25 protein-coding genes and 1 pseudogene are annotated in these 24,941 nt (G+C 72.0%); 24 read left to right on the top strand and 2 right to left on the bottom strand.

The genetic code is table 11. From position 1 onward, the window contains the following. Position 1: 1 nt before the first annotated feature. From ACFT4A_RS20130 to ACFT4A_RS20185, 12 genes are all read left to right on the top strand, one after another. Complete coding sequence (locus ACFT4A_RS20130) at positions 2–727, top strand: class I SAM-dependent methyltransferase (protein ID WP_382832033.1); 726 nt, start codon at positions 2–4, stop codon at positions 725–727. 156 nt (positions 728–883) lie between these two features. Beyond that, positions 884–1,144: a response regulator transcription factor gene (locus ACFT4A_RS20135; protein WP_382832035.1), complete on the top strand. Its 261-nt coding sequence runs from the start codon at positions 884–886 to the stop codon at positions 1,142–1,144. Between the two features lie 105 nt (positions 1,145–1,249). Then, positions 1,250–1,561 carry a hypothetical protein gene (locus ACFT4A_RS20140; protein WP_215117572.1) on the top strand — a complete coding sequence of 104 codons (312 nt, stop codon included), beginning with the start codon at positions 1,250–1,252 and terminating at the stop codon, positions 1,559–1,561. A gap of 115 nt (positions 1,562–1,676) precedes the next feature. Then, positions 1,677–2,357 (top strand): ABC transporter ATP-binding protein, encoded by a 681-nt coding sequence (locus ACFT4A_RS20145; RefSeq protein ID WP_382832036.1) that lies wholly within the window; start codon positions 1,677–1,679, stop codon positions 2,355–2,357. Continuing rightward, positions 2,354–4,936 (top strand): FtsX-like permease family protein, encoded by a 2,583-nt coding sequence (locus ACFT4A_RS20150; RefSeq protein WP_382832038.1) that lies wholly within the window; start codon positions 2,354–2,356, stop codon positions 4,934–4,936. The genes ACFT4A_RS20145 and ACFT4A_RS20150 overlap by 4 nt, the downstream gene beginning before the upstream one ends. A gap of 55 nt (positions 4,937–4,991) precedes the next feature. Continuing rightward, positions 4,992–6,089 carry a GDSL-type esterase/lipase family protein gene (locus ACFT4A_RS20155; RefSeq protein WP_382832040.1) on the top strand — a complete coding sequence of 366 codons (1,098 nt, stop codon included), beginning with the start codon at positions 4,992–4,994 and terminating at the stop codon, positions 6,087–6,089. A gap of 71 nt (positions 6,090–6,160) precedes the next feature. Next, the gene (locus ACFT4A_RS20160; RefSeq protein WP_382832042.1) at positions 6,161–6,994 is read left to right on the top strand and encodes a M55 family metallopeptidase; all 834 of its coding nucleotides are present in this window, start codon (positions 6,161–6,163) and stop codon (positions 6,992–6,994) included. Beyond that, positions 6,987–8,300, top strand: coding sequence for a M20/M25/M40 family metallo-hydrolase (locus ACFT4A_RS20165; protein WP_382832044.1), 1,314 nt, complete (start codon positions 6,987–6,989; stop codon positions 8,298–8,300). The genes ACFT4A_RS20160 and ACFT4A_RS20165 overlap by 8 nt, the downstream gene beginning before the upstream one ends. Positions 8,301–8,304: 4 nt before the next feature. Then, a complete protein-coding gene (locus ACFT4A_RS20170) occupies positions 8,305–10,308 on the top strand; it encodes a prolyl oligopeptidase family serine peptidase (RefSeq protein ID WP_382832046.1) in 2,004 nt (667 codons plus the stop codon). Beyond that, positions 10,305–11,237: an LD-carboxypeptidase gene (locus ACFT4A_RS20175; RefSeq protein WP_382832048.1), complete on the top strand. Its 933-nt coding sequence runs from the start codon at positions 10,305–10,307 to the stop codon at positions 11,235–11,237. The genes ACFT4A_RS20170 and ACFT4A_RS20175 overlap by 4 nt, the downstream gene beginning before the upstream one ends. Positions 11,238–11,369: 132 nt before the next feature. Then, on the top strand, positions 11,370–13,151 hold the full coding sequence (locus ACFT4A_RS20180; protein WP_382832050.1) for a CocE/NonD family hydrolase: 1,782 nt from the start codon (positions 11,370–11,372) through the stop codon (positions 13,149–13,151). Between the two features lie 25 nt (positions 13,152–13,176). Beyond that, positions 13,177–13,755, top strand: a complete 579-nt coding sequence (locus ACFT4A_RS20185) for a GNAT family N-acetyltransferase (protein WP_382832051.1) — start codon at positions 13,177–13,179, stop codon at positions 13,753–13,755. Positions 13,756–13,779: 24 nt separating this feature from the next. On the opposite strand, the gene ACFT4A_RS20190 is transcribed toward ACFT4A_RS20185, so the two are convergent. Beyond that, positions 13,780–14,127: a VOC family protein gene (locus ACFT4A_RS20190; protein ID WP_184588514.1), complete on the bottom strand. Its 348-nt coding sequence runs from the start codon at positions 14,125–14,127 to the stop codon at positions 13,780–13,782. A 48-nt stretch (positions 14,128–14,175) separates the two neighbouring features. Between ACFT4A_RS20190 and ACFT4A_RS20195 the strand changes: the two genes are divergently transcribed. After that, positions 14,176–14,652: a phage holin family protein gene (locus ACFT4A_RS20195; protein WP_382832053.1), complete on the top strand. Its 477-nt coding sequence runs from the start codon at positions 14,176–14,178 to the stop codon at positions 14,650–14,652. Positions 14,653–14,656: 4 nt separating this feature from the next. Here the strand turns inward: ACFT4A_RS20195 and ACFT4A_RS20200 are convergent, their stop codons facing one another. Next, entirely contained in the window at positions 14,657–15,619 is a 963-nt protein-coding gene (locus tag ACFT4A_RS20200; RefSeq protein ID WP_382832094.1) for an LLM class F420-dependent oxidoreductase, read from the bottom strand. Between the two features lie 159 nt (positions 15,620–15,778). Here ACFT4A_RS20200 and ACFT4A_RS20205 point away from each other — a divergent pair, with 159 nt between their 5' ends. From ACFT4A_RS20205 to ACFT4A_RS20255, 11 genes and pseudogenes are all read left to right on the top strand, one after another. Then, positions 15,779–17,755 (top strand): FAD-dependent oxidoreductase, encoded by a 1,977-nt coding sequence (locus tag ACFT4A_RS20205; RefSeq protein ID WP_382832055.1) that lies wholly within the window; start codon positions 15,779–15,781, stop codon positions 17,753–17,755. Next, positions 17,752–19,599 (top strand): transketolase, encoded by a 1,848-nt coding sequence (locus ACFT4A_RS20210; protein WP_382832056.1) that lies wholly within the window; start codon positions 17,752–17,754, stop codon positions 19,597–19,599. The genes ACFT4A_RS20205 and ACFT4A_RS20210 overlap by 4 nt, the downstream gene beginning before the upstream one ends. 30 nt (positions 19,600–19,629) lie before the next feature. Next, positions 19,630–20,052, top strand: a pseudogene (locus ACFT4A_RS20215) (ATP-dependent DNA ligase); the annotation flags it as partial. A gap of 97 nt (positions 20,053–20,149) precedes the next feature. Further along, positions 20,150–20,518, top strand: coding sequence for a gas vesicle protein (locus ACFT4A_RS20220; protein WP_382832058.1), 369 nt, complete (start codon positions 20,150–20,152; stop codon positions 20,516–20,518). 46 nt (positions 20,519–20,564) lie between these two features. Next, a complete protein-coding gene (locus ACFT4A_RS20225) occupies positions 20,565–20,999 on the top strand; it encodes a gas vesicle structural protein GvpA (RefSeq protein WP_382832060.1) in 435 nt (144 codons plus the stop codon). Beyond that, on the top strand, positions 20,996–21,772 hold the full coding sequence (locus tag ACFT4A_RS20230; protein WP_382832061.1) for a GvpL/GvpF family gas vesicle protein: 777 nt from the start codon (positions 20,996–20,998) through the stop codon (positions 21,770–21,772). Before ACFT4A_RS20225 ends, ACFT4A_RS20230 begins: the two co-directional genes overlap by 4 nt. 4 nt (positions 21,773–21,776) lie before the next feature. Next, entirely contained in the window at positions 21,777–22,040 is a 264-nt protein-coding gene (locus ACFT4A_RS20235) for a gas vesicle protein GvpG (RefSeq protein WP_382832063.1), read from the top strand. Then, positions 22,037–22,756 carry a DNA primase gene (locus tag ACFT4A_RS20240; protein ID WP_382832064.1) on the top strand — a complete coding sequence of 240 codons (720 nt, stop codon included), beginning with the start codon at positions 22,037–22,039 and terminating at the stop codon, positions 22,754–22,756. Before ACFT4A_RS20235 ends, ACFT4A_RS20240 begins: the two co-directional genes overlap by 4 nt. Next, a complete protein-coding gene (locus ACFT4A_RS20245) occupies positions 22,753–23,844 on the top strand; it encodes an SRPBCC family protein (RefSeq protein ID WP_382832065.1) in 1,092 nt (363 codons plus the stop codon). The genes ACFT4A_RS20240 and ACFT4A_RS20245 overlap by 4 nt, the downstream gene beginning before the upstream one ends. Beyond that, positions 23,841–24,179: a gas vesicle protein gene (locus tag ACFT4A_RS20250; protein WP_382832067.1), complete on the top strand. Its 339-nt coding sequence runs from the start codon at positions 23,841–23,843 to the stop codon at positions 24,177–24,179. Before ACFT4A_RS20245 ends, ACFT4A_RS20250 begins: the two co-directional genes overlap by 4 nt. After that, positions 24,176–24,931 (top strand): GvpL/GvpF family gas vesicle protein, encoded by a 756-nt coding sequence (locus ACFT4A_RS20255; protein WP_382832068.1) that lies wholly within the window; start codon positions 24,176–24,178, stop codon positions 24,929–24,931. The genes ACFT4A_RS20250 and ACFT4A_RS20255 overlap by 4 nt, the downstream gene beginning before the upstream one ends. Positions 24,932–24,941: the final 10 nt, after the last annotated feature.

Below are 24,941 nucleotides of genomic sequence, written 5' to 3' on the forward strand. Positions count from 1 at the left end.
CATGAGCGTGACGAGTCGGTACCGGGAGGCGTGGGAGGGGTTCTGGCGTGCGGCGCCCGCCGAACCGGGGGCGGTGTTCTGGGACGCCGAGCCGGTCCTGACCGCCGGCCCGCACCTCGCCCTGTTCGAACCCCATGTGGCCGATCCCGCGCTGCCGATGGTGGACCTCGGCTGCGGCAACGGCACCCAGACCCGCTACCTCGCCGACCGCTTCCGACGGGTCGTGGGCGCCGATCTGTCGGCCGCGGCCCTCGACCACGCCCGGCGGGCCGACCCGGCGGGGCAGGCCATGTACCGGCAGCTGGACGCCGCCGAGAAGAGCGAGACGCAGACCCTGCACGCGGAGCTCGGCGACACCAACGTCTACATGCGGGGCGTACTGCACCAGTGCGAACCGGACGACCGGCAGGCGCTGGTGGACGGGATCGCCACGCTGGTCGGCGACCGCGGCCGTGCCTTCCTGGTGGAGCTCTCCGGGGCCGCCAAGCCGGTGCTGATGGGCCTGGCGAGCGACCCGGCCGGTCCGCCGCCCAAGCTCGCGCCGGTGTTCCGGCACGGCATCGCACCCGGCGAGGTCTCCGACGACGCCGTCCCCGAGTATCTGCGCTCGGCGGGCCTCACCGTCCTGGCGAGCGGCGAGATGCCCCTCGCCACCACGGAGTACGCACCTGGCGGCGCCCGGGTGGAGCTGCCCTCGACATGGGTGGTGGTCCGGCGCGCGGTGTAACACGTATCGGTTTCAAGCTTCCTTCGTGGCTGGTTTTCGCGCTGCCTGTGCAACCCGTGTATCAATTCTTTCCGACTGACTACCATTCACCGATCGCAGAGGCACAACGGGGCACTGTGCCATACCTCAGAAGAGCGACACGATCGGGGGAATCGCATGGGATCGGATCAAGGGAGAGCGAGTTTTGACGAACTGACCAGCCGTGAACTTGAGGTTCTGTCCCTGCTGGTCACAGGCGAATCGAACCGGCGGCTCGCACAACGACTCGGAATTGCCGAGCGCACGGTGAAGGCCCACCTCACGAGTCTGATGCGCAAGCTCGGCGTCGAGTCCCGTGTGGAAGCGGCCCTTCTAGCACAGAGATCACAGAAAGCGCTATCGGACCTTGGGGCAATACCCAAAGGTCCGATGGGCTAGCGGGGCGCGAGTTGCAAAGGTGGCCCATGACGGTCGGAGAGTCCGGCCGTGCACACCTGGTCCGTTGATCGGGAACATCGGTCGGCGGATCTTGAGGGGGTAACCATGAAGCGTCTTCTGGCGTCTCTGGCCATCGGAGCCGCGCTCGCCGGCGGAGTGACGGCCGCCACCGTGCTGCCCGCCCAGGCCGGCACCGTCTCCTGCAGCAACCAGGGGCACAACTCCGGCAACGGCGGCAACGCGTGGGCCAGCGGCTGCTCGCACAGCGGCGGCCACGACGTCCGCCTCTACGGCGAGTGCGACCTCTCGCCGTTCGCCGTGTACTCGCCCTACAAGGGCGGGAGTTTCTCCGGAGCCAGCTTCTCCACCCCCGGCTGTACGTGGGGCGTGGGCGAGTCGGGCTTCCAGCACCGCTGACCGGTGTGAATCGGCGGTGAAGCACGACTGACGGCTGCCGGGCTGAGGAAAGCAGCCCGGCAGCCTTCATCCAGTTTCGCAGCCATCGTCGAGTACGGATGAATGAGGTACACAGGTGTTGGTGTTGGACGGCGTCACCCGGCGCTACCGCAGCGGCGAGGTCGAGGTTCAGGCGGTGCGCGGGGTGAGTCTGACAGCCCGCGAGGGCACCCTCACCGCGGTCATGGGGCCCAGCGGATGCGGCAAGTCCACCCTGCTCACCATGGCGGGCGGACTGCAGCCCCCGGACACGGGCACGGTCATGGTCGCCGGGGTACGCATCGACACGCTCGCGGAGGCGGACCTCTACCAGCACAGGCGCCGTCATATCGGCTATGTGTTCCAGGACTACAACCTGGTCCGCATCCTCAGCGTGGCGGAGAACGTGGCCCTGCCCGCCGAACTCGACGGCATGTCCCGCCGCAAGGCCCGCGCGCAGGCGCGGGAGGCGCTCGCTTCCGTGGGCATGGAGGAGTACGCCGACCGCTACCCGGACTCGCTCTCCGGCGGGCAGCAGCAGCGCGTCGCCCTGGCCCGGGCCTTCTCGGGCGGCCGTGGACTGATCCTCGCGGACGAGCCGACCGGGGCGCTGGACAGCGACAGCGCCGCCCAGGTCCTCGACAGCCTCCAGTCGCTGGTGCGGTCCGGGGCGACCTGTGTGATCGTCACCCACGACGAGGCGGTGGCGGCCCGAGCCGACCGCGTGGTCCGGATGCGCGACGGCGTCGTCGGGGAAGACACCGGAGCCGCCGCGTGAGCGCACGCAGGATCGCCCTTCGGGTCGCCCTGAGGCGAGTACGGCGCGACCGCAAGCGGACCCTGGCCCTCACGGCGGCGCTGCTGGTTCCGCTGACCCTGGCCGTCACGCTGGTCACCCTCCGGGCCACCAGCGAGATCCCCGAGGACCAACGGGTCGGCACACTCATCGGCCAGTCGCAGGGAGTGCTGCGCAACCTCGACTTCGTCGCGGAGCGGGGTGCGGAGCGCGCCCTGGCCGAAGGGCCGCGGGCGCTGGCCGACGCGGCCGGCCGGGACATCGAGGTCGTCCCCGAGGTCAACGGCCCGCTCGCCGTCTCCTCGGACGGTCTGCAGGTCGACTCCTTCGGCTACGGCCTCGAACTCGACCGGCCGCTGCACCGGGGCCGGTTCGTGCTGACCGAAGGCAGGGCACCGCGGGCACCGGGCGAGGTCGCCCTCTCGCCGAGCGTGGCGGCACGGCTCGGGGCAGGGCCGGGAGACCGGGTGGACCTCGGCGAGGGCGGTGCCGAGGCCGAGGTCACCGGCATCGCGGCGATTCCCACCGACACCCTGCGGAAGTTCGTGGTGGCCCTCCCCGCAGTCGTCGCCGGCCAGGCACCGGCTCTCCCCAAGCCCGGGCAGGAGAGCTCCATGGCCGCCGCGCAGGACGGCACCGTCGTCGTGTGGCACACCCCGGACGCGCTCACGCCCGGGGCGCAGCGGGCCATGAACGGGCAGGGCTGGCGCCTCGAACCCCGTTCCACCGCCTTCGACGTCGCCCGTGACGCCCCGGACTCCCTGCTTCCCGAGGAGTCCGCGGCCGCCTGGGTCCTCGGACTGGCGGTCCTGGTGCTCGGCGAACTAGGCCTGGTGATGGGGGCGGTCTACGCGATCGTCGTCCGCAGCAGCCGGCGTGAACTCGCCCTGCTGGCCGCGGCCGGTGCGGGACCGAGGACCAGGCGGTCGGTCATCACCCACCAGGGGATCCTGGTGGGACTTCTCGCCACCGGGCTCGCCGTCGGGGCCGGTGTGGCCGGTGCGTGGCTGCTGAAGCCCTGGGCGGCGGAGCGCAACGGCGAACTCTGGGGCGGGCTGCGTCTGGACGCCTGGTCGACGGCGGTCCTGACCCTGCTCGGCGTCCTCACTCCGGCGATCGCGGCCCGGGTCGCGGCACGCGGAGTCGGCGGCGATGTGGTCGCCGCCCTGCGGGACCAGGCCGACTTCGAGGACCGCGCGCCGCGCCGCGGGCAGGTGACGCTCGGCGTCCTGCTGACCTGCGGTCTGCTGCTGGCCGTCGCCGGCGCGTCCTTCAAGGCCCCGTTCACCGTCATGATCGGGGCGCTGTGCCTGGTCATCGGCACGGGCGTGCTGGTACGGAGGCTGCTGCCGTCGAGCGCCGGCCGCGCCGACGGCCTCCGGCTGATGCAGCGCATCGGGGCCCGGCTCCTGGCACGATCCGCGTCCCGCTCGGCGACCATGGGAACGGTGGTGGCCAGCCTCACGGTGCTGACCGGGCTCGTCCTGGCGGCCATGGGAGGCCTCACGGCGGAAGTCGGCAAGTCCTACGAGCCCCACTCCCCGCACGGTTCGGCCTTCGCCTACGCCACGAAGGTGCCCGGGCCCGCCACCGTCGCGGCCATGGAGGAGGCCCTCGGGGGCGAGCGGCTGACGGCCATGGCGATCGCCAGCCCGCCGGCCCCGGAGGGCGCCGCCCCGGACGGCTCCGCGTGGTCCTACTGGGGCGAGTACCAGGCCGCCTCACCGCTGCCCGACCGGCCCTCCGCCGTCATGGTGATCCGTGAGGGGGACCTCTCCGCGGTGCTCGGCAGGAAATCCACCGCCCGGGAGCGCGGGGCGCTGTCCGCCGGGGGCGCCGTCGTCCTGGACGAGCGGCTCGCCCCGGGGGGCCGGCTGACCGTGACCGCGCCGAAGTCCCCCGTCATGGACACGGGCCGGACGGAGCTGATCACCAAGAGCCTCGACGCGGTCGCGGCCCAGCGCCGCTCGGAGTACCGCAACCTGCCGGTCGTCTACGTCAGCGCGGCCGGCCTCAAGGCGCTCGGCGGCGTCGAGCAGCCCAACTCCGCCTGCTTCTACCTCCCCGCGCCGGACGGCTCGATCTCCGCGGAACAGGAGGACCGCGCGCGTGGAGCGCTCGCCTCGGACATCGGCAGCGGCTACTTCACGCTGGAGGTGGAGCGGGGCCCGGTCGCCGCCGAGGTGCTGCGGGCCACGACCGTGGGCAGCGCGGTGGTGCTGATGCTCGTGGCGGCCACCCTGGCCTTCCTCACGGTGGGACTCGCCACGCAGGAGATGCGGCCGGACCTGTCGGCGCTGGCCGCCGCGGGCGCCGACCGGCGCTTCCGGTCCTGGCTCACCGGTGTGTACGCCGGTCAGGTGACGCTCCTCGGAGTGCTGATGGGCGTCGGGGTCACCGCCGTCGCCACCCCCGCCCTGTTGCTCTCGCTGGACATCGGCTGGTCGCTGTGGCCGTGGCTGGGGCTCGCCGCCGCCTCCGCTGGAGCCGTGGCGGCAGCGGTGGCGGCGGGCTGTCTCGGCGGTTCCCGGGTGACGACCCTGCTGAGGACCGCACAGTGAGTTCCGGCCGTCCCTTACCCGTCCGTGCACCTGTCTCGTCCCCCGGAGGACAGTCATGACGTCGCCCTGGATACGGATGCTGGTCGCGTCCGCCGCCTCGATGGTTCTGCTCGGCACATCCGCCGCAGCCACGACCGCCGCACCGGACAAGAAGGGCGTGGCGGCGAGCGTGCACACCGCCGGGCGGGTCCAGGACGGCGGGGACGTGCTCCGGTACAGCTGGCCCGGCGTGTACTTCGAGGGCCGGATCAGGGGCACCGGCGTGGGCATCGTGCTCGACGACCCGGCCGCCGACTACGACGTCCAGGTCGACGGAGCCACCGTGGCGACCCTCGTCACCCCGGGCAGGACCACCCACTGGGTCCACGGCCTGGGCAAGGGGGCGCACACCGTACGGCTCGTCAAACGCAACGACACCCCGTGGAGCACCAGCGCGTTCGGCGGTTTCGTCGCCGCGCCGGGCGGGGCCGTGCTCTCCCGCCCGACCGCCCGCGGCCGCCAGATCGAGTTCGTCGGAGACTCCCTCACGGCGGGCTACGGCAACCTCTCGGCCTCCCGCGACTGCACCGGCGAGCAGGTCGCCCGCACCACCAACGCCGACGTGAGCTATGCCGCCCTCACCGCCCGGCGGCTGCGCGCCGACTACCAGATCAACGCCTACTCGGGCCGGGGCATGGTGCGCAACTACAACGGAGGCTCGCCGGAGGAGAACTACCGCACCTTCTACGACCGCGCGCTGCTGAACGTGCCGGGCGACGTCTGGCAGAACCCGGGCACCTGGCGGCCGCGGCTCGTGGTGGTCCACCTCGGCACCAACGACTTCTCGACCCTGATCAACCCGGGCGAGCCCTGGACGGACGAGAGCCTCGCCGCCGCGTACCGGAGCGCCTACAGCGGCTTCCTCCAGAAACTGCGGACGCGCTACGGGCCCGGGACCACCCTGCTGGCCGTCGGCGCGGGGCCCTTCGCCGGACATGTCGAGCAGGTGGTCCAGGAGCGCACCGGCGCCGGCGACCGCCGGGTCCGCTACTGGCGGCTCGACGACACGGGCCTGGACTTCACCGGCTGCCACTGGCACTACTCGGCCCAGGACCACCGGCTTCTCGCCGACCGGCTCACCTCGTTCCTCGGCGACCTGCCGGTCCGCTGGTGACGTCGTAGCCGGTTCAGCCCGCAGCGCGTAACGTGACGAACCATGAAGATCTCCATCCGGAACGGGTCGTCATGAGAATCCTCATCAGCGCCGACATGGAGGGCGCCACCGGGGTCACCTGGCCGGACGACGTCGTGCCGGGCGCCGCGCAGTGGGAGCGCTGCCGCTCGCTGTTCACCTCGGACGTCAACGCCGCCGTGCTCGGCTTCCACGACGGCGGCGCCGACGAGGTGATCATCAACGAGGCGCACGCGACGATGCGCAATCTGCTGCTGGAGCAGCTGGACGAACGGGCCCAGCTGCTCACCGGCCGGCACAAGGCGCTGTCCATGGTGGAGGGCGTGCAGCACGGCGACGTCGACGGCATCGCGTTCGTCGGCTACCACGCGGGCGCCGGCATGGAGGGCGTCCTCGCCCACACCTACCTCGCGAACCAGATCACCGGCGTCTGGCTGAACGACGTACGGGCGAGCGAGGGGCTGCTCAACGCCCATGTCGTCGCCGAGTTCGGGGTGCCGGTCGTGCTGGTCACCGGGGACGACATCGCCTGCGAGGACGCGCTCGGGTACGCGCCCGAGGCGCTGAAGGTCGCGGTGAAGGACCATGTGTCGCGGTACGCGGCCGTGTGCCGCACCCCGGCCCGGACCGCCGCCGACATCCGCGCGGCGGCCAAGGAGGCCGCCGCGCTGGCGGTGCGTCACGAACCCGTGCGCGGCGGCCCGTTCACCGTCGCCGTCGAGTTCGACGCGGAGCATCTGGCGATGGCCGCCACCGTCGTGCCGGGTGTGGACCGGATCGGGGAACGGAAGGTGGCCTGCACGAGCGAGACCATGTACGAGGGCATCCGCGCCTTCAAGGCGGTCACCACGATCGTCTCGGCCGCGGTGGAGGAGCACTATGGCTGAGCAGGTGGACGGACAGGCGCTGGACGAGGTCGTGACGTACACGTCCGACCTGATCCGGATCGACACCACCAACCGGGGCGGCGGCGACTGCCAGGAGCGGCCCGCCGCCGAGTACGCCGCCGCGCGGCTCGCCGAGGCCGGGATCGAACCGACACTCCTGGAACGCACCAAGGGCCGGACCAACGTCGTCGCCCGTGTCGAGGGCACCGACCCCGGAGCCGGCGCGCTGCTGCTCCACGGCCATCTGGATGTCGTACCCGCCGAGGCCGCCGACTGGAGCGTGCACCCGTTCTCCGGGGAGGTCCGCGACGGGGTCGTCTGGGGGCGCGGCGCCGTCGACATGAAGAACATGGACGCGATGATCCTCGCCGTGGTGCGCGGCTGGGCACGTCAGGGCGTACGGCCCCGGCGGGACGTCGTCATCGCGTTCACCGCGGACGAGGAGGCCAGCGCCGAGGACGGCTCCGGGTTCCTCGCCGACGAACACGCGGCACTGTTCGAGGGCTGCACCGAGGGCATCAGCGAGTCGGGCGCCTTCACCTTCCACGACGGCAGCGGGCGGCAGATCTACCCGATCGCGGCCGGGGAACGCGGCACCGCCTGGCTGAAGCTCACCGCGCGCGGACGCGCCGGGCACGGCTCCAAGGTGAACCGGGACAACGCGGTCACCCGGCTGTCGGCCGCGATCACCCGGATCGGCGAGCACGAATGGCCCCTGCGGCCGACCGAGACCGTACGCGCGGCGCTCACCGAACTCGCCGCGCTCTACGGCATCGACAGCGACCTGACGGACATCGACGCGCTGCTCGACAAGCTGGGCCCCGCCGCGAAGCTCGTCGAGTCGACCGTACGCAACAGCGCCAACCCGACGATGCTGAAAGCGGGTTACAAGGTCAACGTGATCCCCGGGGAGGCCGTGGCGCAGGTGGACGGCCGGTATCTGCCCGGCGGCGAGGACGAGTTCCGCGAGACCCTCGACCGGCTCACCGGGCCGCACGTCGAGTGGGAGTTCCACCACCGCGAGGTCGCCCTGGAGTCGCCGGTGGACTCGGCGACGTTCGCCCGGATGCGGGCCGCCGTCGAGGAGTTCGCCCCGGAGGGGCACGTCGTGCCGTACTGCATGTCGGGCGGCACGGACGCCAAGCAGTTCTCGCGCCTCGGCATCACCGGCTACGGCTTCACACCGCTGAAGCTGCCCGAGGGCTACGACTACGGGGCCATGTTCCACGGCGTCGACGAGCGGGTCCCGGTCGAGGCGCTGCACTTCGGTGTGCGGGTGCTCGACCGGTTCCTGCGGACGGCCTAGGGGAGTGGGGGAGAGCGTGCGGACGCTGGCGTACGGGGCGTGGCCCTCGCCCATCGACGCGGCCCTGGCCGCCGCACACGACGGGCACCCGGAGTACGTGGGCTTCGTCGGCGAGGAGGTGTGGTGGACCGAGCCCCGGCCCGCCGAGGGCGGCCGGCGCACCCTGGTGCGGCGGCACGCCGACGGCACGGAGGAGTCGCTGCTGCCCGCGCCGTGGAACGTGCGCAGCCGGGTCATCGAGTACGGCGGGCACCCGTGGGCGGCCCACGCGGGCGAGGACGGCCCGCTGGTGGTGTTCGTGAACTTCGCCGACCAGCGGCTGTACCGGTACGAGCCGGGCGGAGAGCCTCGCCCGCTCACGCCGGTGTCACCCGTGGGCGCGGGCCTGCGCTGGGCGGAGCCGTCGCTGCGGCCCGAGCGGGGCGAGGTGTGGTGCGTGCTGGAGGAGTTCACCGGCGACGGACCCACCGATGTGCGCCGCGTCCCGGCCGCGGTCCCGCTCGACGGCTCCGCCGCTCAGGACCGGGACGCCGTACGCGAACTCACCGACGCCCGGCACCGGTTCGTGACGGGGCCGAAGCTCTCCCCCGACGGGCTGCGGGCGGCCTGGCTCGCCTGGGACCATCCGCGCATGCCGTGGGACGGCACCGAACTGATCCTCGCCGACATCGGCCCCGACGGCAGCCTGCGCGACGCGCGGACCGTGGCCGGAGGGCCCGGCGAGTCCATCGCCCAGGCCGACTGGACCCACGACGGCCGCCTCCTGCACGCGAGCGACCGCAGCGGCTGGTGGAACCTCTACCTCGACGGGAAGCCTCTGTGCCCGCGCGAGGAGGAGTTCGGCGGGGCGCTGTGGAAGCTCGGCATGCGCTGGTTCGCGCCGCTCGACAGCGGGCTGATCGCCGTCGTGCACGGCCGGGGCACCACCGCCCTCGGCATCCTGGACCCCGAGACCGGCGAGGTCGTCGACGCGGCCGGGCCCTGGACCGAGTTCGCGCCCACCCTCGCCGCGCACGGCGAGCGCAGCGAGATGGGGGTCCCCCCGCCCGGAGGGTGGGGGAGGGTCGTCGCCGTCGGGGCCAGCCCGCGCAGCGCCCACGAGGTCGTGGAGCTGGACACCCGCTCCGGCCACGCCCGCGTCATCGGGGCCGAGCACGACGACGCCGTGGACCCCGCGTACTACCCCGAGCCGCAGATCCGCACCTTCACCAGCCCCGACGGACGCGACATCCACGCCCACATCTACCCGCCGCACCACCCCGGCTGCGTCGCGCCCGACGACGAACGGCCGCCGTACGTCGTCTGGGCGCACGGCGGGCCCACCGGCCACGCACCCCTGGTGCTCGACCTGGAGATCGCCTACTTCACCTCGCGCGGCATCGGCGTCGCCGAGGTGAACTACGGCGGCTCCACCGGATACGGCCGCACCTACCGCGAGCGGCTGCGCGAGCAGTGGGGCGTGGTGGACGTCGAGGACTGCGCGGCCGTCGCCCTGGCCCTCGCCGACGAGGGCACCGCCGACCGCGACCGGCTCGCCGTCCGGGGCGGCAGCGCGGGCGGCTGGACCGCGGCCGCCTCGCTCACCACGACCGATGTCTACGCCTGCGGCACGATCAAATATCCCATCCTGGACCTCACCGGCTGGGGCACGGGGGAGACCCACGACTTCGAGTCGCGGTATCTGGAGAGCCTGATCGGGCCGCTCGCCGAGGTGCCCGAGCGCTACGCGGAGCGCTCGCCCGCCACCCACGCCGACCGCCTCCGCGTGCCGTTCCTGCTGCTCCAGGGCCTGGACGACCCGATCTGCCCGCCCGTCCAGTGCGAGCGGTTCCTCGCCCGGCTGGAGGGGCGGCGGGTGCCGCACGCCTATCTCGCCTTCGAGGGGGAGGGGCACGGGTTCCGGCGGGCCGAGACCATGGTGCGCGCCCTGGAGGCCGAACTCTCCTTGTACGCCCAGGTGTTCCGACTCGATCCGCCCGGCATCCCGACTCTGGAGCTCAGCAAATGAACCAGCTTCTGCGACCGCCCAGGCTCGCCCCCGGTGCCCGGGTAGCCGTCGTCGCGCCGAGCGGGCCCGTGCCCGAGGAGCGGCTGCAGGCCGGGCTCGACATCCTGCGCGGCTGGGACCTCGAACCCGTGGTGGCGCCCCATGTGCTCGGCCGGCACCGCGCGTTGGACTACCTGGCCGGCACGGATGCCGAGCGGGCCGCCGATCTGCAGGGCGCCTGGTGCGACCCGTCCGTCGCCGCGGTGCTGTGCGCCCGGGGCGGGTACGGGGCACAGCGCATGGTCGACCTGCTCGACTGGGCGGCGATGCGGGCGGCGGGCCCGAAGGTGTTCGGCGGATTCAGCGACATCACCGTCCTGCACCAGGCCTTCGCCACCCGCCTCGGACTGGTCACCCTGTACGGCCCCGCGGTCGCCGGCGTCGACTTCCTCAAGAACGCCCGGGCCCAGGAGCATCTGCGGGCGACCCTCTTCGAGCCGGAGACCGTGCGGACCGTCACGGCCGTGCCCCCGGGCGGCGGCGCGCTGGTGCCCGGACGGGCCCGGGGCGTCACCCTGGGCGGCTGTCTGAGCCTGCTCGCGAGCGACCTCGGCACCCCGCACGCCCACCCGGCGGCCCGGGGCGGACTGCTGCTGATCGAGGACGTGGGGGAGAGCCCGTACCGACTGGACCGGTATCTGACCCAACTCCTGCGCGCCGGCTGGCTGGACGGGGTCGCCGGGATCGTGCTCGGGTCCTGGGCGACGTGCGGCCCGTACGAGGACCTGCGCGCGGTCTTCGCCGACCGGCTCGGCGGGCTCGGTGTCCCGGTCGTGGAGGAGTTCGGGTTCGGGCACGGCGAGGGCGCGCTGACGATGCCCTTGGGAAGGGTGGCCGAACTGGACGCCGGAACGGGCACGTTGACCTTCGACGAACCGGCCCTGAGCTGAACATGCCGTTACTGAAATCCTGTCAAGAACCCTCGTTTCGGTGATTGACGCTCCCTGACACGTGTCACACGATGACTACCGACCAAGTACCTACTGGTCGGTATTCGGGTTGTCCCCACCGTGGAGGTCCGTGTGTCCCGACGCGTGCCCAGATCCCGCGCGCCGCTCGCTCTCGCTCTGGGCGCCGCCCTGGCCGCCCCCCTCGCCCTCACCCCGCCCGCCACGGCGGCGGGCTCCTACACCGTCACCCCGCTCAAGTTCACCGTCCAGGCGGGCGGCCGGCCCTGCACGGTCGACGCCGACCTCTACCGCCCGGCCGGGGTGGACCGGGCCCACCGTGCGCCCGCCGTGCTCGGCACGAACGGCTTCGGCGGCAGCAAGTCGGACGGTTCGACGGACACCATCGGCAAGGCCTTCGCCCAGCGCGGCTACGTCTCCCTCATCTACTCCGGGCTCGGATTCGGCCGCAGCGGCTGTCTCATCTCCCTCGACGACCCGGCCATCGACGGTGCCGCCACCGCGCAGCTGGTCGACTTCCTGGGCGGCGAACGCGCCGCCGACGACGGCACGAAGGCCGACTTCGTCACCCTCGACCGGCCCGGCGACCCACGGGTCGGCATGATCGGCGGCTCCTACGGCGGCGCCGTCCAGCTGGCGACGGCCGCCGTCGACCACCGCCTCGACGCGCTCGTCCCCATGATCACCTGGAACGACCTGGCGTACGCGCTGGACCCCAACAACGCCACCGGCAACTCCGGTGTCCCGGGCGTCTTCAAGTGGCAGTGGACCAACGGCTTCTACCTCATCGGCGAGGGCCAGCCCCTGCTCCAGCCCAGCCTCGACCCGTCCCGCGTCAACCACCTCTCCTGTCTGCACTTCGTCACCAAGGCCTGCCGGACCATCCACACGCTCAACTCCGGCGGCTACCCGGCCGGCCGGACCGCCGAGATGCTCGCCTTCGCGCGCAGCGTCTCCCCGGCGTCGTACCTCCACCGCGTGAAGACACCCACCCTGCTGGTCCAGGGGCAGACCGACACCCTCTTCAACCTCAACGAGGCGACGGCGACGTACCGGACGCTCCGCGCCCAGGGCACCCCCGTGAAGATGATCTGGCAGTCCTGGGGCCACAGCGGCGGGCTCACCGGCCCGGCCGCCGGTGAACTCGATCTGTCGAAGGGCAACCTGGAGACCAGCTACGTCGGCCGGCGCGTCCTCGCCTGGTTCGACCGCCATCTGCGCGGCCGGACGCAGACCGACACGGGTCCTGCCTTCGCCTATCACCGGGACTGGATCACCGACCCGGACCGGGCCTACGCCACCGCCGACCACCTCCCCGCGCCGAGCCGCACGCTGTACCTCTCCGGCGACGGCAAGCTCGTCGACAACCGCGACAAGGTGGCCCGGGGCAGCCGCGGTTACACCAACTGGGCGATTCCCACGAGCCATTCCGAGAGCTCGCTGGCCGGACTCATCGGGCTGCCCGACACACCACCGCACGACACCGAGGGCACCTACCTCGACTGGACCAGCACGCCGCTGTCACGCCCCCTCGACGTCGTGGGCGCGCCCCGGGCCACGCTCAAGGTGAACTCCCCGAAGGCCGAGCGCACCCAGAACTCCGGCGACGCGGCCGACAAGCTGGTCCTGTTCGCCAAGCTCTACGACGTCGCCCCCGACGGCACCCGCACCCTGGTGCGCCGCCTGGTCGCGCCGGTACGGGTACCGGACGTGACCAAGAGCTTCACCGTCACACTGCCCGGGATCGTGCACCGCTACGAGACGGGGCACCGGCTGCGGTTCGTGATCGCGGCGAGCGACGACGCGTACTTCGGCAACCGGGGGATCAAACCGGTGACGGTGGTCAGCGGGCCGCGGAACACCGGGGTGCTCCGGCTGCCGGTCGCGGGCTCCTGACCGCAGGCGCGGCTACTGTGGCGGGGTGCCCCACACCGCATCCCGCTACCTCGCCGAAGGCCCCCGGGTGGGCATACGCCACTTCACCTACGGGGACGGCGCCGAGTTCACCGCCCGGACGCGGGAGAGCAAGGACCTGCACCACCCCTGGCTCTTCCCGCCCGAGAGCGCCCAGGCCTACACCGCGTACGCCGGCCGGCTGATCGAGGACCCGTCCAAGGCCGGCTTCCTCGTCTGCGAGAAGGGCGGCGTCGGCGAGCAGGGTGACGGGGCCATCGGCGGGTTCATCAACATCAACAACATCGTCGAGGGCGGCTTCCAGTCCGGGGCGCTGGGCTACGGCGCCTTCGCGCACGCCGCCGGGCGGGGGCTGATGCGCGAAGGGCTGGACCTCGTCGTGCGGTACGCGTTCGGCCCGATGCGGCTGCACCGGCTGGAGATCAACGTCCAGCCCGCCAACGCCGCGTCGATCGCCCTGGCCCGCGGCTGCGGGTTCCGGCTGGAGGGCTTCTCGCCGAAGATGCTGTTCGTCGACGGGGCCTGGCGCGACCACGAACGCTGGGCGATCACCGCCGAGATGGTCACGGGGCCGGGGCGGCACTGAGTCCGAGTCCGGCCCCGGCGGACCTCACGCGTTGCGGTCCACGTACTCGTAGATCGACCCGTCCGGGTGCAGCGCGATCAGATTGCGGCCGGCCGGTGACGCGATGGGGCCCGCGACGATGTGGGCGCCCAGTTCGGTGAGCACCCGGTGGGTGTCGTCGACGTCCTTGACGGCGATCGTCGCGGACACCTTGCGCAGCACCTCCAGTTCGGCCGGGGGACCGCTCATCAGCAGGAAGCAGCCGATCGCCGCCACCTCGACACCGCCCCGTTCGAAGCGCTGGGCGCTGCCGCCCGCCAGCCGCTCGTAGAAGGGGATCGCGGTCTCGAGGTCGTCGACGCAGACGCGCAGTGTGGCACCCAGAATCTCCATGAGGACGAGCCTAGTTACGCGCCAGGGGGCGAGGGTACCCGGCCGGGTATGAAGCCGATGGATCACCTGGAGCATCTGGACAAGCATCTGATCGACGAGCTGGCACAGGTGGCGCGTGAGACCGTACGGGACGAACTGCGCGAGCAGACACGCAAGCAGCGCCGCAAGGCCTCGCTGTACGCCGCGTCCGGCGCCCTCGCCCTCTACGCCGGCGCGGCCCTGGCACTCGCCGTGGGACTGGCCCTCGCCCTCGGCCTGCCCGACTGGGCGGCGGCGCTGATCACCGCCGTGCTCCTGGGTGCGGCTGCCTATGTGCTGCGCGGCATGGCCCGGCCGGACCGCCCGGGTTCCGGGCACGGGGCCGGTGCGGTCCCGGGATCCGAGAGCGCGGGCCGGGCCGCCGCCGCGGCCGATGGGCTGCCGTATCCGCCCGTGCCGCCGGCCCCGCCCGCCGCCGGGCCCGCCCCGGGCACGGTGCCCCCGCGGCCGACGGACGCCCCGGACGTGCCCCGCCCCAGGGCGTGACGCCTCAGAGGCCCTGCTGGAGCTGCGGCAGCACCTTCGTGCGGTAGAAGTCGAAGAAGCCGCGCAGATCGGGGCCGATCTGGTTGACGTAGACCCGGTCGAAGCCCGCGTCGGAGAACCGCTGCAGCTCGGCCATGTGAGCGTCCACGTCGTCCCCGCACACCCGGTTCTCGCGCACCATGTCCTCGGTGACGAGTCGCTGCGCCTGCTCGAAGTGTTTCGGAGAGGGCAGTACCTGGCCCAGTTCCCCGGGCAGTTGCTCGTTCGCCCAGAGGCGGTGGACGGTGCGTACGGCCTCGTCCCGGTCGGTGTCGTAGCAGACCTTGGTGCCGCCGCTGACCGGCTTTCCGCCGCCTCCGCCCTTGCGGTACTGCTCCACCATGGTCTCGTCCGGCGCCATGGTGATGTAGCCGTCGCCGACGCGGGACGCGAGCTGGGTCGCCGCCGGGCCGAAGCCGGAGATGTCGATCGGGACGGGCTCGTCCGGCACCGTGTACAGGCGGGCGTTCTCCACCGTGTAGTGCGGCCCGTGATGGTTCACCTCCTCGCCCGTGAACAGCCGGCGCATCACCTGGATGGCCTCCTCCAGCATGTCCAGACGGACATGGGCCGGCGGCCAGTGGTCACCGAGGATGTGCTCGTTGAGCGCCTCGCCGGAGCCGACGCCGAGCCGGAAGCGGTGGTCCGTCATCACCGCGCTGGTCGCCGCGGCCTGCGCCACCACCGCCGGGTGCATCCGCACGGTCGGACAGGTCACCGCCGTCTCGATCGGCAGCGACACCGCCTCGGACAGCGCGCCGATCACCGACCAGACGAACGGGCTCTGGCCCTGCTCGTCGTTCCACGGGTGGTAGTGGTCCGAGATCCACAGCGCCTGGAATCCGGCCTGCTCGGCCATCCGCGCCTGCTCGATCAGCTCGGCTGGTCCGTACTGCTCGCACGAGAGGAAATATCCGTACTCGGGCATCAGGGAGTGCCTCCGCGACATGGACGGTCCGTATCCCGCCCCGGGTACCCGGGCGCCGGGGCGGAAACCGGCAGGATCCGGGCCGGGCGGACGTTTGGGTGCCCTGGCCAGGGGGACGCGGAAGGCTCCCGAGGTACGCGACAGCGCCGGAGGTGAACCGTGAGTCGACCCCGCATCGTGATCGTCGGTGCCGGCTTCGCCGGTTACCGCGCCGCGCGCACCCTGGCCCGGCAGACCAGGGGCCGGGCCCACATCACCCTGCTGAACCCGACCGACTACTTCCTGTACCTGCCGCTGCTGCCGCAGGTCGCCGCCGGCATCCTGGAGCCGCGCCGGGTCACGGTCTCCCTCTCGGGCACGCTGCCGCACGTACGGCTGGTGCTCGGCGAGGCCGACCGGATCGACCTCGACGGACGCACCCTGCACTACACCGGGCCCGAGGGCGACGGCGGCACGCTCGCCTACGACCGGCTGGTGATCGCCGCCGGCAGCGTCAACAAGCTGCTGCCCGTCCCGGGCGTCGCCGAGCACGCGCACGGCTTCCGAGGGCTGCCCGAGGCGCTGTATCTGCGCGATCACGTGACCCGGCAGGTGGAGCTGGCAGCCGCCGCCGAGGACCCGAAGTCGTGCGCCGCGCGCTGCACCTTCGTCGTGGTCGGCGCCGGGTACACCGGCACCGAGGTCGCCGCGCACGGGCAGATGTTCACCGACGCGCAGGTCCGCAAGCACCCGCTGCGGCAGGGCATGCGGCCGCGCTGGATCCTGCTGGACGTGGCGCCGCGGGTGCTGCCCGAGATGGACGGCAGGCTCTCCGCGACGGCCGACCGGGTGCTGCGGCAGCGGGGCGTGGACGTGCGGATGGGGACCTCCGTGACGGAGGCCCTGCCCGACGGGGTCGTGCTGAGCGACGGCGAGTTCGTCGAGACCCGGACGCTGGTGTGGTGCGTGGGCGTACGGCCCGACCCGCTGGTCGCGTCCCTCGGGCTGCCGTTGGAGAAGGGGCGGCTGCTCGTCGACCCGCACCTCCAGGTGCCGGGGCGGCCGGAGCTGTTCGCGTGCGGGGACGCGGCCGCGGTGCCCGATCTGGAGAAGCCGGGCAACTGTACGCCGATGACCGCGCAGCACGCCTGGCGGCAGGGCAAGGTCGCGGCCGAGAACGTCGCCGCGTCGCTCGGCCTGGGCGGGGAACGCAAGCCCTACCGCCATCGCGACCTGGGCTTCGTCGTCGACCTGGGCGGTGCGAAGGCCGCGGCCAATCCGCTCGGCGTGGCGCTGTCCGGGGTACCGGCGGGTGCGGTGACGCGTGGCTATCACCTCGCCGCCATGCCCGGAAACCGGGTCCGGGTCGCCGCCGACTGGCTGCTGGACGCCGTACTGCCGCGCCAGGCCGTGCAGTTGGGGCTCGTACGGTCCGGGTCCGTACCCCTGGACACGTCGTCGCCGGAGCTGGCCCGGGTGCCGGGCGGGCCCGGGACGCGCCGGGAGGCGAGCGCCCGCTCGGGGCCGGGCGCGGCGGTACGGGCCGACACCCACGACGGGGGGACCGGCACCGGGCCCGGGAAGGGCCGGGCCGCAGAAGAGCCCGCGAAGGGGCAGCCCGGATCCGGGGTGACACTGTCCGGATCCGGGGCCGCGGAGCGCCGCGCGGAAACGGAACTCGCCAAGGGCCGACCGGCCGGAGAACCGGCCAGGACCTGGCCCGCCGACACGCCCGCCAAGGGGCCGCTCGGCGCCACGCGGGCCGGGAGCAGGCCCGGAGGTGAGCCTGCCGCGGGGCGGCCGGGTGGTGATCCTTCCGCAGGGCAGCCGGGTGGTGAGCCTGCGGAGGGGCGGCCCGGTGGCGAGCCTGCCAAGAACCAGTCGGGTGGTGAACCCGCGCGCAACCAGTCGGGTGGTGAAGCCGCCAAGAATCAGCCGGGTGGCGAGCCTGCCAAGAATCAGCCTGGTGGTGAACCTGCCAAGAACCAGCCGGGCGGCGAGCCTGCCAAGAATCAACCCGGCGGCGAGCCCGCCAAGAATCAGCCCGTGGCCGTTCTGCAGCCCCCTGACGATCAACCACCTCCGGGCCCCGATGTCGCCCCCGGCCCCGTCAAGCGTTCCGACCCACCGGACGACTCCGCGAAAGGAGACTCATGAACACCGGTGAACTCACCGATCTCGGCCGACAGCTGCGCGTGGACAGTGTCCGCGCCGCCGACGCCGCGGGCTCCGGGCACCCGACGTCCTCGATGTCCGCGGCCGACCTGATGGCCGTCCTGCTCGCCCGCCATTTCCGCTACGACTTCGACCGCCCCGCCCACCCCGGCAACGACCGCTTCGTCCTGTCCAAGGGACACGCCTCGCCGCTGCTGTACTCCGCGTACAAGGCGGCCGGCGCCATCGACGACGAGGAACTGCTCACCTTCCGCAAGCTGGGCAGCCGCCTCGAAGGGCACCCCACACCGCAGCGCCTGCCCTGGGTCGAGACGGCCACCGGCTCGCTCGGGCAGGGCCTGCCGGTCGGTGTCGGCATCGCGCTGGCGGGGAAGAGGCTGGACCGCACCGGCTATCGCACCTGGGTGCTGTGCGGCGACAGCGAGCTGGCCGAGGGATCCGTGTGGGAGGCCGCCGAGCACGCCGGGTACGAGCACCTGGACAACCTCACCGTGATCGTCGACGTCAACCGGCTCGGCCAGCGCGGCCCGACCCGGCACGGCCACGACCTGAACGCCTACGCCCGCCGCTTCCAGGCCTTCGACTGGCACACCATCGAGGTCGACGGGCACGACGTGGACGCCGTCGACCGCGCCTACGGTGAGGCCGCCTCCACCAAGGGCCAGCCCACCGCGATCCTCGCCCGCACCCTCAAGGGCAAGGGCGTCGAGAGCGTCCAGGACCGCGAGGGCCTGCACGGCAAGCCGCTGCCGGAGGCCGCGGAGGCGATCGCCGAACTCGGCGGTCCGCGCGACATCCGCGTCCAGGTGCAGGAACCGCCGGCCGCCCGCATGCTGCACTCCGTCCACACCGGGAACTACGAACTCCCCCGGTGGGACAAGGGCGAGGAGGTCGCCACCCGCAACGCCTTCGGCGAGGCACTCGCCGCGCTCGGCACCGGCCGCGGCGACATCGTCGCCCTGGACGGCGAGGTCGGCGACTCCACCCGCGCCGAGTTCTTCGCCAAGGAGCACCCCGACCGCTACTTCGAGTGTTACATCGCCGAGCAGCAGATGGTCGCCTCGGCGGTCGGGCTCGCCGCACGCGGCTGGATGCCGTACGCCGCCACGTTCGCGGCCTTCCTGACCCGGGCCCACGACTTCATCAGGATGGCGTCCGTCAGCGGCGCCGGCATCAACCTCGTCGGCTCGCACGCGGGCGTCGCCATCGGCCAGGACGGGCCCAGCCAGATGGGTCTGGAGGACCTGGCGATGATGCGGGCGGTGCACGGCTCGACCGTGCTGTACCCGTGCGACGCCAACCAGACCGCCCGGCTCGTCGGCGCGATGGCCGGCCTGGAGGGCGTCCGCTACCTGCGCACCTCGCGCGGCGAGAGCGCGGTGATCTACGGCCCCGACGAGGAGTTCCCGGTCGGCGGGAGCAAGGTGCTGCGCTCCTCCGAGCACGACCGGCTGACCCTGGTCGCGGCGGGCGTCACCGTGCACGAGGCGCTGGCCGCCGCCGACGCCCTGGAGCGGCAGGGCATCCAGGCGCGGGTGATCGACCTGTACTCCGTGAAGCCTGTCGACCGGGCCACCCTGCGCCGGGCCGCCGAGGAGACCGGCTGTCTGGTGACCGTCGAGGACCACCACCCGGAGGGCGGCATCGGGGACGCGGTCCTCGACGCCTTCACCGACGGGCGGCCCGTCCCGCGTCTGGTGCGGCTCGCCGTACGGTCGATGCCCGGCTCGGCGTCCCCGGCCGAGTCGCTGCACGCCGCGGGCATCGACGCCGAGTCGATCGCGGCGGCCGGGCGGCTGCTGGTGGAGGAGGCGGTCGTGCCGTGAGCGGCGGCGACGGCACGCGCGGGGTGCGGGCGGGCCGTCGCGCCCTTCATGCTGCCGCACCTGCGTGGCCGTCCGCTGATGCCGGAGCGGCATCCGGACGGGCTCGGCGGGCCGACGTTCATGCAGAAGAACACCCCGGAGCACTACCCGGAGTGGATCAGGCGCGTCGAACTGGCCAAGGAGGGCGGCACCGTCCGCCACACCGTCTGTGACGACACCGCCACCCTCCTCCACCTGGCCGACCAGGCGAGCATCGCCCTGCACCGCCGGCTGTCCCGCGCCGGCAGCGTCGACCGCGCAGACCGGCTGGTCTTCGACCTCGACCCCGCCGACGCCCACCCCGACCGGCTCACCACCGCCGTCGCGCCCTTCACGGTCCGGCCCCGGCCGGGCGCCCCCGTGGCGACCCCCATCACCTGGGACCAGCTGAACGACCCGGAACTGCACGCCCGCGGCTGAGCCACCCGAACCTCCCGGGGCGGATGGCAGATGCATGAGACCGCGGAGGTTTGGCGAACACTCTTGCGGCCACACGGAGGGGGAGGTGGCCATGTCGAACACAAGAAACACAGAAGAGTCACAGAGTTCACAGAAATCCCAGAACTCACAGAATTCGCGCAAATCGACTGACAAAACGGCCGACGACCGGCCGAGCCCCATGGAAGTGCTGCGCCAGGCGCGCGGCCAGCTCGCGGAACTCACCGGCATGGAAGCCGAGTCCGTGTCGTCCTTCGAGCAGACGGAGGAGGGCTGGGCGCTGGAGATCGAGGTCCTCGAACTCCAGCGCGTGCCCGACACGATGAGCCTGATGGCGAGCTACCAGGTGGACCTGGACTCCCAGGGGCAGCTCACCGGTTACCGGCGCGTCCGCCGCTACGAACGCGGCAGGTCCGACGCGCGCAGGCCCGGCGGCCGCTAGGCCGCCCGACCGGACCCACACCCCACGACAAGGAGGGACATCCGGCATGACAGTCGTACCGGCACAACAGTCCGGCGGCGGAGGCGGCAGCAGCGGTCTCTACGACGTGCTCGAACTTGTTCTGGACAGGGGGCTCGTCATCGACGCATTCGTGCGAGTCTCCCTGGTCGGTATCGAGATCCTCAAGATCGACGTGCGGATCGTCGTCGCCAGTGTCGACACCTATCTGCGCTTCGCCGAGGCGTGCAACCGGCTCGACCTGGAGGCCGGGCCGCGCAAGGACCCGGGCCTGCCCGACCTGGTCGGGGAGATCACCGAGTCCGGAGCGCGCGGCAAGTCCAAGGGGGCGCTGTCGGGTGCCGCCGAGACCATCTCCGACGCCTTCAAGGAAGCCCGGTCCGGAGGCTCCGAGCGTGAGACCGAGTCCCGTCCGCGGGCCCGCAAGAGCACGTCCGCCCGCCGGAAGGAGGGGCAGGAGTGAGCACCTACGTCTACGGAATCGCGGCGAGCTCGCATCCGGCACTCCCCGAGGGCATGGGCGGCGTGGGCGACCCGCCCCGCCCGGTGCGCATCCTGCGCGAGGGCGCCCTGGCGGCCGTCGTCAGTGACGCGCCCGAAGGGCTGCGGCCCAAGCGCAGGGAGTTGCTCGCCCATCAGAACGTGCTGAGCGAGGCGGGCGCGGCCGGCTGCGTGCTGCCCATGCGGTTCGGCAGTGTCGCCCCGGACGACAACGCGATCACCGGGGTGCTCGCCGAGCGCGCCGAGCACTACACGGAGCGCCTGGGGGCGCTTGATGGCCGGGTCGAGTACAACGTCAAGGCCAACCATGTGGAAGAGGCCGTACTCCACCAGGTGATGGCCGAGAGCCCGGACATCCGCGGTCTCGCGGAGGCCAACCGGGAGTCCGGCGGCGGCAGTTACGACGACAAGATCCGGCTCGGCGAGCTGGTCGCGGCCGCGGTCAAGGCCAAGGAGGCCGACGACGCCGCCGCGTTGCAGGCCGTCCTGGAGCCGGTCGCCGACGCCGTGAGCGTGGGCCCCGAGTCCACCGGCTGGCTGGCCAACGTGTCGTTCCTGGTCGACCGGGAGACGGCGGAGGACTTCCTGGCGGCCGTGGAACAGGCACGCAAGGACCTGCCGCACCTGGAGGTGCGGCTCAACGGACCGTTGCCGCCGTACAGCTTCGTCGAGCCCGGCCCGGCCGAGCCGGCGGGCACCGTGGCGAGCGGCACGGACACCACCGGAGCGGGGTGACGACATGGGCCTGATCTCCGAGGTGCTGCTGCTGCCGCTCGCACCCGTGCGCGGCGGCGCCTGGGCCATCAGACAGGTGGTGCAGGAGGCCGAGCGGATCTACTACGACCCTGCCACGATCCGGGCCGAACTTGCCCGCCTTGAGGAGCAGATGGAGGCCGGAGAGATCACGGAGGAGGAATTCGACCGTCTTGAGGACGACCTTCTCGACCGGTTGGAGATCGCTTCGCGCGGGAGCGCGGGAAGGGGCAACGGGACGACACCATGAACCGAACGGGACTGGGCCTCGCGGTAGGGGCCGGATACCTCTTGGGACGGACCAAGAAGCTGAAGATGGCGATCGCCATCGGCGGCCTGGTCGCCGGGAAGAAGCTGAACCTGAGTCCGCGCATGGTCGCTGATCTGGTCCAGCAGCAACTGCGGAACAACCCGCAGTTCAAAGAGATCGGGGACCAGCTGCGCCAGGACCTGAGCGGTGTCGGCAAGGCGGCCTCCGGTGCCCTGGTCGAGCGGAAGCTCGACGCCTTGGCCGACCGGCTGCACGGCCGGACCGCGCAGGTGCGCGACCAGCTTTCGGGCGTGGTGCCCGCCGCGGACGATGCCGACGCCGAGGATGCCGAGGACGTCGAGGACGTCGAGGAGCCCGAGGACGAGGAGCCGGAGGGCGAGGAGTCCGGGCCGGAGGCGGAAGAGGAAGAGGAGGAGGAAGAAGAGGAGGAAGAGGAGCCGGAAGAGGACGAGGAGCCTGCCCCGAAGGCGGCGAAGAAGGCCCCCGCCAAGAAGGCCCCGGCCAAGAAGGCTCCAGCCAAGAAGACGGCGAAGAAGGCCCCCGCCAAGAAGGCCCCCGCGAGGAAGGCCCCGGCCAAGAAGACGGCCGGCCGCAAGGCGGCGGCGAAGAAGACCACGCCCGCCAAGAAGGCGACCTCCGGGCGCCGGGGCGGCAGCGCCCGGTCCCGGCTGCCGAAGGGAGGCGGTGAGGGATGAGTGACACTCTCGGCTCGGCGAAGTCCGCCGCCAACGGAGCGACGAAGAACCCGCTCACAGACCTGGCCCACAGCGAGGCCGCCGACCGGCTGAAGGCCGAACTGCAGGAGTACCTCGCCGCCCAGGCCACGCGCATGCTGACCGGCGTGGGCCGCAAGCTCGGCGAGACCACCGGCAAACTGACCGACATCGCCGAGGGCAACAGCCCCGGCTTCGCGAAACTCGCGCTCGAGGGCGGCAAGAAGATCGCCGAGGGCAAGGGGCCGCTGCGCGCCGCACTGGAGACCGGCGGCTCACGCATCAAGGACAAGGTCACCGGTGCCTTCAAGGGCCTCGGCGGCAAGGGCAAGGGCAAGGGCAGTTCCGGCAGCAAGCCCACCGTCATCATCGAGCACATCGATGTCGGCGTCCCGGTGCGCACCGCGTACGACCAGTGGACGCAGTACCAGGACTTCAGCACCTTCGCGAAGGGTGTCCAGAGCGCCAAGCGCGTCGACGACACCACCTCCGACTGGCAGTTGAAGGTCCTGTGGTCCAACCGCAGCTGGAAGGCGACGACGACCGAGCAGGTGCCGGACGACCGCATCGCCTGGACGTCGGAGGGTGCCAAGGGGACGACGAAGGGCGTCGTCTCCTTCCACCGGCTCACCGACGAGCTCACCCGCGTCCTGCTGGTGATCGAGTATTACCCCTCCGGCTTCTTCGAGAAGACCGGCAACATCTGGCGGGCCCAGGGCCGCCGCGCCCGACTCGACCTGAAGCACTTCGTCCGCTTCATCACGATCAAGGGTGAGGCGGAGGACGGCTGGCGCGGCGAGATCCGCGACAGTGAGGTCGTCCGCAGCCACGAGGACGCACTCGCCGAGGAAGAGTCCGAGGAGGAGCGCCCCGAGGGCGAGGAGCCGGAGGACGAGTACGAGGACGAAGAAGAGGAAGAAGAGGAAGAACCCGAGGGCGAGTACGAGGACGACGCCGAGGCCGAGTACGACGAGGAGGCCGAAGGCGAGGAGGAGGCCGAAGAGGAGCCTGAAGAGGAGTACGAGGAAGAGGACGAGGACGAGTACGCCGACAGCGGGAGCCGTCGATGACAACGCCCGGCAGGATGCCCGAACCCTACGGCCAGGGGAGCAGCGCCAACCTGGCCGACATCCTGGAAAGGGTGCTGGACAAGGGCATCGTCATCGCGGGCGACATCCGCATCAACCTGCTCGACATCGAACTCCTCACGATCAAGCTCCGCCTCATCGTCGCCTCCGTCGACAAGGCCAAGGAGATGGGCATCGACTGGTGGGAGAGCGACCCGAACCTGAGCTCTCGGGCCCGCCGTGATGAACTGACCCGTGAGAACGCCGAGTTGCGCGAGAGGCTGGCCCGGCTGGAGGAGCTGGAGCCGGGCCGCGCGGAGAAGAAGGAGGCCCAGTGACCGGACTGCGGTACGTCTACGCCGTCTGCCGCCCCTTCGGTACGCCGCTCCAGTCCCAGCTGTCGGGGGTGGCGGGCGATCCGCCCCGCGCGCTGACTCACCACGGTCTCGTCGCCGTGGTGAGTCATGTGCCGGAGCGGGACTTCGCCGAGGAACCGCTCCACGCCCATCTGGAGGACCTGGACTGGCTCACCGAGACCGCCCGCGCCCACCAGGGCGTGATCGACGCGCTCACCACCGTCACGACCCCGCTGCCGCTGCGGCTCGGCACCGTCTTCCGGGACGACAGCGGCGTACGGACGATGATGGAGGCCCGCGAAGAGGACTTCCTGCGCACCCTCGACCGGCTGGAGGGCCGGGTCGAGTGGGGCGTGAAGGTGTACGCCGAGTCCGAACAGCAGGAAAGCCCCCGGCCCGCGCAGAAGGCCACGTCGGGGCGGGACTATCTGCGGCAGCGGCGTATGCAGACCAGGTCGCACGAGGAGATGTGGCAGAAGGCCGAACATTTCTCGAACCGACTGCACGAAAATCTCTCCGCGTTCGCGGAGGATTCCCGGCTGCATCCCCCGCAGAACCCCGCACTTTCCAAGGCGACCGGGCGGAACGTATTGAATGCCGCATATCTGGTGCCGCGTGCCGATTCCGAGGAATTCGTGGAACTGGTGGACCGCTCGAAGGGTGATGTGCCCGGAATGCGCATCGAACTCACCGGCCCCTGGGCGGCCTATTCGTTCGCCGGGGAGGCCCTATGACCGACGGAGA

It is taken from the genome of Streptomyces sp. NPDC057099, assembly GCF_042671245.1.
In the GTDB taxonomy this organism is placed as follows: domain Bacteria; phylum Actinomycetota; class Actinomycetes; order Streptomycetales; family Streptomycetaceae; genus Streptomyces; species Streptomyces purpurascens.